12 protein-coding genes are annotated in these 13,739 nt (G+C 62.4%); 7 read left to right on the forward strand and 5 right to left on the reverse strand.

What is annotated here, in order from left to right:
• The first annotated feature begins 896 nt into the window (after positions 1 to 896).
• A complete protein-coding gene (locus tag ACQR1E_RS30260; RefSeq protein ID WP_316169296.1) occupies positions 897 to 1,025 on the forward strand; it encodes a hypothetical protein in 129 nt (42 codons plus the stop codon).
• 43 nt (positions 1,026 to 1,068) lie between these two features.
• Here the strand turns inward: ACQR1E_RS30260 and ACQR1E_RS30265 are convergent, their stop codons facing one another.
• Genes ACQR1E_RS30265 through ACQR1E_RS30285 form a run of 5 tightly spaced genes read right to left on the reverse strand, consistent with a single transcriptional unit; the run spans position 1,069 to position 6,030 of the window.
• Complete coding sequence (locus ACQR1E_RS30265; protein WP_434897932.1) at positions 1,069 to 1,920, reverse strand: ABC transporter permease; 852 nt, start codon at positions 1,918 to 1,920, stop codon at positions 1,069 to 1,071.
• Positions 1,921 to 1,935: 15 nt separating this feature from the next.
• Positions 1,936 to 2,784, reverse strand: a complete 849-nt coding sequence (locus ACQR1E_RS30270) for an ABC transporter ATP-binding protein (protein WP_434897933.1) — start codon at positions 2,782 to 2,784, stop codon at positions 1,936 to 1,938.
• A complete protein-coding gene (locus ACQR1E_RS30275) occupies positions 2,781 to 3,827 on the reverse strand; it encodes an ABC transporter substrate-binding protein (protein ID WP_434897934.1) in 1,047 nt (348 codons plus the stop codon). The genes ACQR1E_RS30270 and ACQR1E_RS30275 overlap by 4 nt, the downstream gene beginning before the upstream one ends.
• 50 nt (positions 3,828 to 3,877) lie before the next feature.
• Positions 3,878 to 5,095 carry a CaiB/BaiF CoA transferase family protein gene (locus tag ACQR1E_RS30280; RefSeq protein WP_434897935.1) on the reverse strand — a complete coding sequence of 406 codons (1,218 nt, stop codon included), beginning with the start codon at positions 5,093 to 5,095 and terminating at the stop codon, positions 3,878 to 3,880.
• Complete coding sequence (locus ACQR1E_RS30285; RefSeq protein WP_434844472.1) at positions 5,095 to 6,030, reverse strand: hydroxymethylglutaryl-CoA lyase; 936 nt, start codon at positions 6,028 to 6,030, stop codon at positions 5,095 to 5,097. Before ACQR1E_RS30285 ends, ACQR1E_RS30280 begins: the two co-directional genes overlap by 1 nt.
• A gap of 101 nt (positions 6,031 to 6,131) precedes the next feature.
• On the opposite strand from ACQR1E_RS30285, the gene ACQR1E_RS30290 reads away from it, so the two are divergent.
• The 6 genes from ACQR1E_RS30290 (at position 6,132) to ACQR1E_RS30315 (ending at position 13,731) form a co-directional block, all read left to right on the forward strand.
• Positions 6,132 to 7,040, forward strand: a complete 909-nt coding sequence (locus ACQR1E_RS30290) for an FCD domain-containing protein (RefSeq protein ID WP_434897936.1) — start codon at positions 6,132 to 6,134, stop codon at positions 7,038 to 7,040.
• A 259-nt stretch (positions 7,041 to 7,299) separates the two neighbouring features.
• Complete coding sequence (locus tag ACQR1E_RS30295; RefSeq protein WP_315714192.1) at positions 7,300 to 7,959, forward strand: TetR/AcrR family transcriptional regulator; 660 nt, start codon at positions 7,300 to 7,302, stop codon at positions 7,957 to 7,959.
• A gap of 173 nt (positions 7,960 to 8,132) precedes the next feature.
• Positions 8,133 to 9,740, forward strand: coding sequence for a DUF2306 domain-containing protein (locus ACQR1E_RS30300; RefSeq protein ID WP_434897937.1), 1,608 nt, complete (start codon positions 8,133 to 8,135; stop codon positions 9,738 to 9,740).
• 151 nt (positions 9,741 to 9,891) lie between these two features.
• The gene (locus ACQR1E_RS30305) at positions 9,892 to 10,350 is read left to right on the forward strand and encodes a 4-oxalocrotonate tautomerase family protein (protein ID WP_316191995.1); all 459 of its coding nucleotides are present in this window, start codon (positions 9,892 to 9,894) and stop codon (positions 10,348 to 10,350) included.
• Between the two features lie 113 nt (positions 10,351 to 10,463).
• Entirely contained in the window at positions 10,464 to 11,894 is a 1,431-nt protein-coding gene (locus ACQR1E_RS30310) for an aldehyde dehydrogenase family protein (RefSeq protein WP_434897938.1), read from the forward strand.
• A gap of 634 nt (positions 11,895 to 12,528) precedes the next feature.
• Positions 12,529 to 13,731, forward strand: coding sequence for an ABC transporter substrate-binding protein (locus ACQR1E_RS30315; protein ID WP_434842756.1), 1,203 nt, complete (start codon positions 12,529 to 12,531; stop codon positions 13,729 to 13,731).
• Positions 13,732 to 13,739 lie beyond the last annotated feature (8 nt).

Genomic DNA, 13,739 nt, shown 5'->3' on the forward strand with positions numbered 1-13,739 from the left:
GGCCTTGGCGGCGGCGGTCCTCCCGGCCTTGGCGGCGGCGGTCCTCCCGGCCTTGGCGGCGGCGGTCCTCCCGGCCTTGGCGGCGGCGGTCCTCCCGGCCTGGGCGGCGGCAGTCCTCCCGGCCTGGGCGGCGGCCGCGGCCGGCGATGAACAACGAAGATATGGCAGAGCGGGCGAGAGGCGCGCGCTCGCAGCGTCGTCCAGCTTCGCTATGCGATTCATCGCGAGCAACTTGCGCTGCGAACAGCTAGCCCGAGTTCGCGGATTCGCGCTCGAAAATCGGGATTTTGCGATTTTTTGGCGAGCTAAGTAATTGATCTGCAAAGGGTGGGGTGTTCGATTTCGGGCGAGAATGGTTGTAGTGAAGACCTCCCCGATTCCCAAGGGCGTGGCGATGCGGGTGGATCCGCCGCGCGATGTTTCTGCGACGCACGGAGCGACGAGCCCGCGGCTGAGCAGAATATGAACAACCCGACGGCGCTCGCCGCTCTGGCGAGCGCCGTCTCGCAGACGGTGCGACGACAGAAGATTGGCTGAGTTTCCGCTGATCGGCGGAGAGACGTTTGGTGGATCGAAGCGGATGCGGAGAGCACGCTATCTTGCCGGCGATGACAACTCGATTGAGACGTCGAGCGCGCTATTGTGTCTGTGTTGCCCCGCGATCCTGACGAGGACATGTGCGCCCGCTTGGCAGGCGGGGCTGAGCACGGACTCTCGGATGGACCACCAGATGTCATCACCGCGAGATCACGACGGAAACCGGACCAATGCTATGTTGTCGACCGCTCGTGTGCAGCTGTGTAGTATCGAACAGAGGAGACGATCACGTCGAAGATGAAGGCGGAGAGACGCCCGATGTAAGCGTCCGGCCGCTGCACATGGCCTCAGATCTTGACATGATCGGCCGGCTCGATCGCCGCCGGGTGCACGGTGACGATGTCGGAACCGGCCGCGATCTGTGCAAGCTCGGCCTCTACGCGCTTACGTTCTGCCGCGAGCTCATTGACCTTCGGGTTGTGCGCTGAGCGGGATCAGCAGTCCGAGACGAGCTATGGACAGTCGTCTTGGTCAGGCCGCGCGCTCGAACTGCGGCTGCCAGCGGAGCAAGTAGGATTGCAGCGACTGGACGGCGAGCGCCAGCAGGATGCCGACGAACATCATGATGAAGATCGCCACCATCATCTCGCTCGCATTGGCGCGGGCCTCGGCCTCGATGATCAGCTTGCCGAGCCCGCGCTCGGCGCCGATGAACTCGCCGACGATGACGCCGACGAGCGCGAAGGAGACCGCTGGAAGCAGCGAGGCGAACACCCAGGCCAGTGCGGACGGGACGACGACGGTGCGCAGCACGGTCAGCTCGCTCGCGCCCATCAGCCGGGCCGCGGCGATCTGGTCGCGGTCGACCGCGCGGGTGCCCTCGAAGGTGTTGAAGAAGACGACGAAGAACACGACGAGCCATGCGGTCGCGATCTTGGAGAGATCGCCGAGACCGAAGATCAGTATGACGAGCGGCACCAGCGCGATGCGCGGGATCGAGTTGAGCGCGATGATGTAGGGACCGAACACGCGGGCGAGAAAGTCCGACCGCCCGAGCACCACGCCGGCGGCGATGCCGGTCAGCGCGCCGAACAGAAAACCCCACCAGGTGTTCTTGAGCGTGACGAGGGTCGCGGTCCACAGATTGTTGTCGGTGGCTCCGATGCAGGCGACGACTCCGGCGGGGTCGCTGAAGCAGCCGAGGCGCAGAAAACTCTGCCAGATCAGCGAGGGCTTTGCGACGAAGTAGGGATCGAGGATCTTCGGCACATAGGCTTTGGGCAGCAGCACCTTGCTCCACTCGAAGCCCCATTGCCAGACCACGAGCACAATGACCAGGATGGCGATCTGCCAGAACAGGATGGCGGCGCGACGGGTCGACATGATCGGTCAGCCTTCTCAGTCAGCCTTGGTGCGGCGGAATTCTTCGCCGAGCGAATGCCAGATATGGGAATAGAGCCGGCCGAACTCGGCGGTCTCGCGCAGGCTCACGGGGTCGCGCGGCCTGGGGAATGACACTTCGAAATCATCCTTGAGGCGCCCCGGCCGGGCCGACAGCAGGATGATGCGGCTGGCGAGCGTCAGCGCCTCGCCGAGATCGTGGGTCACGAACAGCACGGTCTGCCGCTCGCGCTCCCAGATCTCGAGCAGGGTCTTGTGCATCTCGAGCTTGGTGTGGGTATCGAGCGCACCGAACGGCTCGTCCATCAGCAGGATCTCCGGCGCGAGGATCAGCGTGCGCATCAGCGCCACGCGCTGCCGCATGCCGCCGGACAGCATGCGCGGAAAGCTGCGGCCGAAGCCTTGCAGCCCGGCCTTGCCGATGGCCTCGGTGACGCGCTGCGCGCGCTCCGGCTTCGGCACGCCGGCGATCTCCAGGCCGTAGCCGATGTTCTGCTCGACCGTCCGCCACGGAAACAGCGTGTCGCGCTGGAACACGTAGCCGATCCTTGGATTCACCTTGCCGGTCTCGACCGTGTCGCCGTCGATCAGGATGCGCCCGCCCGAGCGCGGCAGCAGCCCGGCGACCATGTTGAGGATCGTGCTCTTGCCGCAACCGGACGGACCCAGGAGGGCAACGAATTCGCCCTCCCGCACATCGAAGGAAACGTTGTCGACGGCGACAAATTCGCGGCCGCCGGTGCTGTAGGTCTTCATCAAACCCTGCACCGCGATCCGGGTGCGTTCCGCGGCAGGGCTCTCCGCGCCGCGCACCGAGGCGAGGCCTGCATTGGAGGGCGGCATCATTTGGTCTTCGCCTTCGCCGCCGCGAGGAAGCTGGGATCGACGATGTCCTCGTACTTGATCTCGGGAATGTCCGTCCCCTTGCGGTACCAGGGCTTGGCGCCGCGTGCATAGGACGCGGGGTCGATGCTGCCGTCATAGGCCCAGGTGGCGGTGTCGAAGCCGAGCTCGGCGCTGACCGCTTCGGGATCGATGCCGGAGAAGTACTTCGGCGTCACCAGCGCCTGCACCTCGGCGAGCGGCGTGGCCTTGACCCAGGCCATGGCGCGGGTGATCGCATTGACGAAGGCCTGCACCAGCGCCTCGTCCTGCTCGATCGTGTCCTTCAAGGCGTAGATGACGAGCACCGGGACCGTGCCGCCGAAATCCTTCTCGAACAGTCCGGGCTTGGAGGTGTCGTAGATCACCTTGCCGAAGCCCTTCTTCTCGACCTCGACGATCCAGCTCGGCGGCGCCATGATGGCGTCGAACTGCTTGGTCTGCAGCGATGGAAACATCGTGTTCGGTCCGCCGCCTGCGACCCAGTTCACCTTGTCGCCCAGGCCGCGCGACTCGAACACATAGGTGCCGTAGACCCAGGTGCCCGATCCGATCGCCGTGGCGGCGACGATCGGCTTCGCACCGTCGGCGCGCCTGGAGGCGGCGAGCGCCTCGACCGAGGTGATGCCGCTGTCGTAGAGATCACGTCGCACCACGATGTTGGCGTAGGAGCAGACCATCTCGGTTGCCAGCAGGATCTTGCACGGCTTGCCGCGTGCCGTGAGCTGCAGCGGGTGGCTGGCGTCGCCATGCGCAAACAGCGCTTGATCGGCGGCGAGCGTCTGGCGGCCGAAGGTGCCGGAATTGCCGGTGAGGAGCTTGGGATCGAGGCCCTCGTCCTTGAAGTAGCCCTTCAGCTCCGCGATCATTGCAATCGCATAGACCGGCGACACCGGTCCGAACGCGATCGACGCAGGCCGCGTCTCGGCCAGCAGCCGTCCTGGCAGCAGCGAAGCGCCCGCGAAGGCCGCGCCGGACGCGAGCGCGCGGCGCCGTGTGATCGTCATGGAATCCTCCCGCAGTTCTTATGTTCTCGAACTATGTGCGACGTGACCGCTCACCCTGGCGGCTTCACAGGCGAAATCGTTCCGCCCGCTTCCAGCACGGCAATCTCGTCGGGCAGCAGCCCGATTTCGGCCAGGACGTCGCGCGTGTGCTCGCCGACATCAGGCGGATCGTAGCGGTTCGGCAGCCGCTGCCCGTCCAGCGACACCGGCAGCACCGGCGTCTTGGCGCGACGGCCGTCGGGCATGCGGATCTCGGTCAGGCCGCCCGATGCGTTGAGATGCGGATCGTCGAACAGGTCGCCGGGCTTGTTCACCGGCGCGTAAGGCAGCTCGAGCCGCTCCAGCACCGCGGCGAGATCGTCCCTCGCCCATGTCCTGAAGATCGCGGCGATCTCGGGGATCAGCCAGCCGCGATGATCGACCCGGCCCTGCGCGGTGGCGAAGCGCGGATCGTCCAGCCATTCCGTGCGCTCGAAGGCGCGACAGAACGCCACCCATTGCTCCTCGCCGACGATGGTCACGAACAGCTTCGAGCCGTCCTTTGTGTCGAACAGGTCGTACACCGGCCACGGGCTGTCCTTGATCGAATAGGGGATCGAGGGCTGGCCGGTGACGACCTCGTACATCATGGCCTGCGCCATCAGGAAGACGTTGTTCTCATACAGCGCGCTCTGCACGTAACGGCCGCGCCCGGTGCGCTGACGCTCGGCCAGCGCGGCCTGGATCGCGATCACCCCGAACATGCCGCCCATGATGTCGTTGACCGAGGCTCCGGCGCGCATCGGGCGATCAGGCAGGCCGGTCATGTAGGCGAGGCCCCCCATCATCTGCACGACCTCGTCGAGCGCGAGGCGGTTCTCGTAAGGCCCGGGCAGGTAGCCCTTCAGCGAACAGTAGATCAGCTGCGGGGCGAACGCCGCCACGGACTCGTAGTCGAGCCCAATGCGCTTCATCAGCCCGGGGCGGAAATTCTCGATCAGCACGTCGCTGCGCGCGATCAGCTTGCGCGCAACATTCTGGCCCTGCGCCGTCGACGTATCGAGCGCGATGCTGCGCTTGTTGCGGCAGTAGGTGGCGAAAAAGCCGGCCGCCGGTCCCTTGAAGGAACGGGTGCGATCGCCCTTGATCGGCTCGACCTTGATCACGTCGGCGCCGAGATCGGCGAGGATGAGTCCGCAGCTCGGACCCATCACCATCTGGCTGAACTCGACGACGCGCACGCCCTCGAGCGGCCGAAGCGGAGCGTCGTGCTCTCGGGCCGCGCCCATCACGCTGCCCTCCGCAGCACCTTGGGGATGCCGGCCTCGTGCAGATGGCCGGTGAGGTGCTTCGGCGCGATGTGACGGGCCAGGATCTCGCGCGTGAGCATCAGCCGGTCCAGATCGATCCCGGTCGATAGACCCATGCGCTCGAGCATGAACACGAGATCCTCGGTGACGATGTTGCCGCGTGCGCCCGGCGCGAACGGACAGCCGCCGAGCCCGGAGACCGCGGCATCGAAGCGGCGGATGCCGGCCTCGAGGCCGGCGACCGCGTTCGCGAGGCCGGCGCCGAGCGTGTCGTGCAGGTGCAGGCGCAGCGTGACGTCCGGCCCGATCTCGCGCCGGACGGCCGCAACGACCTGCTTGACGAGCGTGGGCGTCGCGTAGCCGACGGTATCGGCAAGACCGATCTCGTCGGCCCCCGCCTCGGCGAAACGGCGCGCCAGATCGCAGACCGCCGCCTCGCTGACATTGCCTTCGAGCGAGCAGCCGAACGAGGTGGAGATCGCGCCCATCAATTGCGGCCGCTCGGCGGCCGGCCGGGCATCGATCGCGGCGCGCACGGCATGGAAGGCTTCGACCTGCTCGGCGACCGTACGGCGGACATTGGCGCGGTTATGGGTCTCGCTGGCCGAGATCACAAAATAGATGTTGTCCACGCCTGCGGCGATGGCGCGCTCCGCGCCCTTGAAATTGGGGACCAGCGCGCCGATCCTCGTCTCTCGATGAGACAGCGCATGGGCCATCACCGCATCGACATCAGCGAATTGCGGCACGACCTTCGGCGGCACGAAGGAGCCGGCATCGATCTCGCGCACCCCTGCGGCCGCGATGGCGTCGATCAGCGCGCACTTCGCTTCGGTCGGCACGAGCATGTCGAGGTTCTGCAGGCCGTCGCGCGGCGCGACCTCGCAGATATGGACGTCCGGCTCACGGATCATTGGCGTTGCTTCCCCGTCGCTCGCTTCTCGATTGTACATTTTTCATATAAAGAACAATCCGGCCGACGATCTGTCAAGCTGAAAGAGGTTTCCTCGGCATCATGACCGATTGGGACACATCGCCCTCCGCTGCACGGACGGGCACGACCGACCGCGCCGAGCAGCTCGCCGGCCTGATCCTGGCGTTCGCACGCCGCGAAGGCATGAAGGCCGGGGACCGCCTGATCGAGCAAAGGCTGGCCGATGCGCTCGACGTGTCGCGTGCGCCGATCCGGCTCGGGCTGAAGGCCCTGGAGGCGGCGGGGCTGGCGCGGGGCGAGCCCCATCGCGGCTTCGTGCTGACCCAGAACCCGACGAGCGGTGCGGCACGCCCGACGCTCGCCGCGGTGAGCCGCGCCGAGCAGGCCTATGCGGACATCGCGGCCGACGTTCTCGACCGGCGCATCGAGGCCGACGTCACCGAGGCCGAGCTGATGCGCCGCTACGAGCTGAGCCGCACCGAGCTGCAGCGCCTGCTCGATCGCATCGCGGCCGAGGGCTGGATCGCCCGCCTGCCCGGCTATGGCTGGCGCTTCGCCGAGACGCTGTCGAGCCCAGAAGCCCAGCACCAGGCTGCGGCCTTCCGGGCCGTGATCGAGCCGGCAGCGATTCTGCAGCCCGGCTTCGGGCTTCAGCAGGACGTCATCGCGAAGCTTCGCCAGCATCAGCAGCGCGTACTCGGTGGCGAGCTCGACAAGATGACGATCGGCGAGGTCTATCAGTCGGGCTGCGAGTTTCACGAGGTGATCGCGCGCGGCGCCCGCAATCCGTTCTTCGTCGAGTCGCTGCGACGCGTGAACTCGATCCGCCGCCTGTTCGCCTATCGCAGCTTTGCCGATCGAGATGGCATGCGCCGGCACGTCGAGGAGCATTTGCGCCTGCTTAATCTGCTCGAAGCAGGACGTAATCAAGATGCCGCCGAGCTGATGCGAAGTCACCTTCAGCGTCCGCTATCATCGCGCTTGCCTTGAGCTTTTTGGCTCCGCAGCATGTAGTCGGAGCGGAACAGCAAGTAGCAACTTCTGAGCCGTTCGATTGCGATCCCTGGAAGGAGTAACAGCCGGCTATGGGCCGCAAAGGGGAAGCAAGCGTTCGAGGCGGACCCGACGACATACGAGGGGACAGATTGAAGTTTGCCAGAAGTTCGTTGTGATGCACGCCGAATAACACTTTTGAGGTTTTTCTTTTGAGCTTCTGTAGCGCGCAACGATAGTGGTAATAATGTCAATTATGGCTACCGGCACGGCGTTTCCTGATCTCCGCACCAAGTTGATTCATACCACGATCAAGCTGCTGGCCGAGCAAGGTCCGGCGGCCGTTCAAGCTCGGTCCGTGGCCAATGAGGCTGGCGTCTCTACGATGGCTGTTTACAGCCATTTCGGAGGCATGCCGGAGCTATTGCGCGCAGTTGCCGATCAAGGGTTCCGATATCTGGCCTCTGCCTTTGAGGGGACGCCGAAGACCGATGATCCCGTTACAGACGTCTTCCGTTTGGCGTTGTGTTACCGCGACGTGGCCCGGCAGAACCCGCACCTCTACGATCTCATGTTCGGGCTATCAACTCGAGGAGCCTATCGGGCGATCGAGTATGATCCTACGCCGCTGTCTCGCTCGGAATCCCCTGCATTTCAAGAAGCCTTTGGCCATGTGGTTCGAGCCGCGACTCGTCTTATCGAGGCTGGCCGGATCCGCGACGATGATCCGAATGTCATCGCGGTACAGCTGTGGGGCTTCGTTCACGGGTTCATTACCCTCGAATTGGCTGGCCTCTTGGCTCGCTTTGATGACAGCGTCGAACAGATCCTTTTTCCGATGGCAATAAATATGTTGGTTGGCCTCGGCGACACGCCGGAACGCGCCGTCACCTCCATGACGCCATGCGTCAGGTGAGGGCATCCGCTCTCTGTTGATCCTTACGCCCGTTCCCTGAAACGAATAGGGACATTCAGCACTCCTTGCGCTCGCACTATAACGATGTTATCCTCGGTTAATAACATCGTTATGGCTGCTCAAGCAGTGACGCCAGCATCTGAACTGGCGCTCGTAACAGAGGGAGGATTTGTATGGCTGTATCAGTTCTGCCTGATTCGCCTCAGGGCCGGTCGACGCCGCTTGTTCGGCTACCAGCAATTCCGTTGCGCATCTGGCTGCTCCGCGCCATCGCGCTGGCGCTCCTCCTGGCTGCGTCCCTTGATGGGTTCGCGGCGATTATGGCGGGGATCGCGTATTACAAAGGAGCCGGGAATCCTGAGATTGCTGCAAAGCGCATCGCGCTGCTGAACGCCGCCGAAGCCGGCCAAGCCGTGGATACTCCCTCAAAAGTCGAGGAGTACGCTGGCAGCACGGTCGCGCTGGTGGGATCGGTCAGTTCGTCCACTTATGCTTATGGCAAGGAGAGCATCGCCGAGCATCTCCTCGTCTACAATGTCATGAGCAAGGAAAAGGCCGCAATGCTCATGGTCCATTCCTTGCTGGGCGGCGTATGCATGCTTTTCGGCGGCCTGCAATTCTGGCCCGCTTTTCGCCGCCGCTTTCCCAAGTGGCACCGCATATCCGGTGGCATCTATATCGTCGTACTGCAGGGCACGATGATCACCGCCATGATCCATCTTGTGCGCACGTCGGTTGCCGACACGCTGGATCATCTGTTTTTCTACGTGGGACTGTGGGGCCTGGCCCTGGGCATATCGTTCAGCCTCTGCATGGCCGTACATGCGTTGTGGCGCAAGCAGATTGCCAACCACCAAGCCTGGATGTGCATAAGCTACGGGCTCTTGCTGAGCACACCCATCCAGCGTTACGGCTGGCTGCTTTTTGGCGCGCTGGATCCGGGCATCCGCTTTACCGAAGCAAATTATGCCGTCACAGGGGTGCTGATCCCCCTTTCTTTGACGGTCGGCTACCTTCTGTTTACGATCAACCGCTGGGTGCAGCCGGTTCGACGGGCCGAGTCCGCAAGCATGACTACGGCTTCCGAAAAGCGCGCGCATCTTGCACGCAACCTCGCGCTCGTGAGTTTCCCCGCTCTCGTCGCAGCCGCCGCCATTGTTGTTCAATACTACATGGTGACCCCCGCGCTGGAGCAGGCTTTCAGCGCCCGAGAACTGGTCCCGGCGGGTGTCATCCACCTTCATGACACCGTGATTGCAAGCGATGTCGTAAGCCGCGCGACGTTTGCTCTGGCGACGTTAGTTGGTTTGTTGAGCGGAGCGCATCTGCTGTGGATCGCCTTCGTCCGACGGCAACCGAACGGTGTTCTGGTTGCGTCGTCCTGGGCGTTGGCGTTCTCCAGCGCCGTCGCGGGAATTGTATTGATGTACTGGGGCCTGCGGATGGGTATGCCGAGCTTCGCTACCCTTGCAGGCGGTTCGATGCACATGATTGGAGGAGCCGCCACTCTGTTGTTCGCGGTTCTGCTTGCCTTCGCCTTGCGCCGCGGAGAGGTGGCCTGGGTCAAGGAATGGGGCGTATTCGTCCTCGCCTGCATCGCGGCTACGCCCACCTTCTACTTTCTACTGCCCGTTATGGGCGCGTCCGGATTTGACGCACAGTGGGTGAGGGAGGGCCACATCTTCCGCCTGGCCCTCGCTGGCCAATGGTTGGTGGCGATAATGGGCGCCTTCATCTACGCGGCCTATGGACAAGCAACCCAAAGCAGACTGGCTCGCTGAAACCGGAGCCGCGGTGGCCATCAAGGGCGGGGACGAGTCCTCCTCGCCCACGCGCCGCGACGTGCGGAGCCCGACCCACGAGTCCAACTGGTGCGATAACCAGAGGGTTTCTCCTGATGGGAGAGGCCACCTACAAAAAGGAGTGATGTCAATGCCAACCTATTATTGCTCCAGCATCGAGGGACGCCTTTCGGGCAGGCAGAAGAGTGCGATTGCGGCTGAGATCACGCGGATCCATGCGGAGGTGACGGGAGCGCCGACCTACTTCGCGCAAGTCATTTTCGAAGACGTGAAAGCTGAGAACTACTTTATGGGCGGCGCGCCACTGACGCATGACCAGGTGTTTGTCTACGGTCACATCCGAGGCGGGCGCGCTGCGATCGACAAGACACGAATGATCAAATTGATGGCAGAAGCCGTCGCGGTTGCCGCCTCTGCCGCGGATCACCGCAGCGTATGGGTATATGTCGGCGAGCTTCCAGCGCGGCAGATGATCGAATTTGGTCACGTACTGCCAGAGGCCGGCGATGAACCGGCGTGGACAGCCAATCTGCCGGCAGCGGATCGCGATTTCATGCAATCTGTGGGACCGCAGACAAAGGGCAAATGAAAGAAGGGCGGCAACGCCCGTGCCGCGGTTAGCTCGTCGGCAGATAGCGCTCGGACTGCCTGCAAGAGGCAGGCGGTTCGATACGCGAAAATGTCAATCAGGGAAGGTCTTCAATGCGTAACTATACCCGATTCTACATCGACGGTGACTGGGTGGAACCACTCGGTGGCAACGCGATCCACGTGATCAATCCCGCCAACGAGCAGCCGGCAGGACTAATCACTCTAGGAACCGCTGCGGACGTCGATCGCGCTGTGAAGGCCGCGCGAACGGCATTTGCCAGCTTCTCCCGCAGCAGCCGCCAGGAGCGGATCGATATCCTTTCCAGCATTTTGAACGTGTACGCGAAGCGCCATGCCGATCTCGGCGCCGCTCTTACCGAAGAACTCGGCGCACCCACGAAGTTCGCGATGGAATTGCAGGCCGGCGTTGGCCTTGCGCATCTCCAGACCGCAATCAATGCCCTGAAGAATTACGAGTTCGAGCATCCGCAGGGACCGCGCACAGTGGTGCGCCGTGAGCCTATTGGGGTGGTCGGAATGATCACGCCTTGGAACTGGCCGATCAACCAAATCATGGTCAAGGTCATCCCGGCCCTGGCCACTGGGTGCACCGCCGTGCATAAGCCTTCCGAGGTTGCCCCGTTCACTGCTCATGTCCTCGCGGAGATCTTCCACGAAGCCGGCGTTCCGAAGGGCGTCTATAATCTGGTCGACGGTGATGGGGCGACCGTCGGAGCCGCCATATCCGCGCATCCCGGTGTCGACATGGTTTCTTTCACTGGATCGACTGCGGCGGGGATTGATGTTGCGAAACGCGCGGCTGACACCGTGAAGCGTGTGCATCAGGAGTTGGGCGGCAAGTCGCCCAACATCATCTTGGATGACGCCAATTTCGTAACCGCGATCACAGAGAACATTTATCGACTGATGCTCAACTCGGGGCAGACGTGTCATGCGCCGACCCGGATGCTGGTTCCCCAGAACCAGATGGAAGGAGCCAAGCAAATTGCAAAACAGGTCGTGGCGTCGATCACTTATGGCGACCCAAAAACGGACGTGTACATGGGTCCCGTCGTTTCCGAACGCCAGTGGGATCGAATCCAGCGGTTGATCAAGACGGGGATCGATGAGGGCGCCACGCTCGTTACAGGCGGTATGGGGCGCCCGGAAAATATGAAGGTCGGATACTACGTCAAGCCCACGGTGTTTGCGGACGTTGAAAACACCATGGCCATCGCGCGTGAGGAAATTTTCGGACCTGTTCTCGCCATCATCGGCTACACGGACGTCGACGACGCAGTAACAATCGCCAACGATACCGTGTACGGGCTCGGCGCTTATGTGCAATCGGCGAGCATTGAAAAGGCCCGGGCTGTCGCTGACCGACTTCAAGCGGGCGTGGTCTATATTAATGGCGCGTCAGAAGATACCGAAGCTCCTTTCGGCGGATACAAAATGTCCGGTAACGGTCGTGAATGGGGCGAACTCGCCTTCAGTGAATTCCTCGAGACCAAGGCTGTCATTCATGCAACGGCGGACTGACAGGATCGAATGTTGCGTCGAAACCGTTCGGCGGCAGTAGGTCCCAGCAGCAGAGCCGGCGGTCGTTGCGTGCACGGTCGGAGATGAACGCGCGGCGCCGGCTCGTCCAGTCCGTAGTAGTCGAGCCGAGCCCTCGCATGGTCGTTGAGGGGAACTCATATCGTGGGCGAGCCTTTCGGCGGCGACTTTAGTCGTCCGAAGTAGCCAACCGAAGTCGGTATGGACGATCAAAATCGAGAGATGTGGCTTGGCTGCGGCGCGTAAAAGCGTGAACGTCTGCTCGCCACCGGTCGGACCCGAATTAGTTCTATAAAAGAATTTAAATCAGCTTTCGAAGGCGCGCCTCCAGGAGGTACGGTGGGTCAGGGGGCGGCACACGCATAGTCGCGGGCTGCAACAAGTAAATAGTTCAAAGATGATCTCATTTTGCGTTTTTTGGCCGAAGCGAGCGTGCGCCTAGGTGGTCGTGAGCTTGAGCGGATGCGTCCCGCTCTGGCGATCGAGGGGAAGACTCGAGCGGCTTGACTAGTTCCAAAAAAGAACGTTAGATCGGCGAGGAACGACGGTCGATCAAGGCCGCGCTTTGTTGGATCGTGCCACTCGGGCATGCAATCCTCATTTTTGGGAGGAAGTGATGCTGGGGCTCTTCAGGTCTGCTTTCGCGGTGCTGCTTCTGGCGTTCGGGTCATCGGCTTCTGCTGCTGATATGCCGGGGATCACGCCAACGGAGATCAGGATCGGGGGCATCTTTCCCTTTAGCGGTCCTGCTTCGTCGATCGGTCTCGTTGGTCGAGGGCTTCTCGCGTATGTCCAGTCGATTAACGACCGCGGCGGAGTAAACGGCCGAAAGGTCAACTACATAGCGTATGACGATGCCTATAGCCCACCAAAAGCGGTTGAGCATGCGCGAAGGCTCGTCGAAAGCGATGAAGTGGCCTTCATGTTCAGCCAGCTCGGCACGCCCGGCAACTCGGCCACTGCAAAGTATCTGAAGTCGAGGGGCGTGCCGGCGATCGGCATCGTCTCGGGATCGAACAAGTTCACGAATGTGGCGGAGTTTCCGCTGACGACGACCAGTCTGGTCAGCTTCGACACCGAAGGGAAAATCTACGCCAGGTTCCTGACCAAGACGCTGCCGAACGCGAAGTACGCGATCCTGTATCAGAACGATGATCTCGGAAAAGACTACCTCAACGCTTTCAAGGGGGTCCTTAAAGACGAGTTCGACAAGAAGGTCGTCGCAATTGCCTACGAGGTCAGCGAGCCGACGGTGGAGTCGCAGGTGGTGAGTCTCAAGAGTTCGGGCGCCGATGCATTGTTGGTGGCTGGTACCCCGAAGTTCGCGGCACAGGCAATCCGCAAAGCCGCCGAAATCGGTTGGAAACCGATGATCGTACTGAACTACCCATCAAGCTCGGTTGGCGCCACGCTGAAGCCCGCAGGTCTCGATAATTCAATAGGCGTCATCGTTGGAACGGTGGCGATGGACCCGACCGACTCGCAGTGGGATAACAACGACGGAATGAAGAACTTTCGAGCATTTGTCGCGCGGTATTTGCCCGGAATCGATATCGCCGACACGAACTATCTGTTCGGGTATACGCAAGGCATGCTGCTCGAACGCCTGCTCAAGCAGTGTGGGAACAATCTGTCGCGCGAAAATATCATCGGGCAGGCCAAGAACCTCAAGAACGTCGCGCTTCCCACGCTGCTGCCTGGGATCACGGTCAATACAAGCGACAAGATCAACATGAATTTCACGCAAATGAGGCTACAGCGCTGGACCGGGACGCGGTGGGATCAATTCAGCGAGGTTCTCGATGCCAGCTCGGAGTGATGAGGTTG

The sequence above is a fragment of the Bradyrhizobium sp. HKCCYLRH1030 genome (assembly GCF_051168395.1).
GTDB lineage: Bacteria > Pseudomonadota > Alphaproteobacteria > Rhizobiales > Xanthobacteraceae > Bradyrhizobium.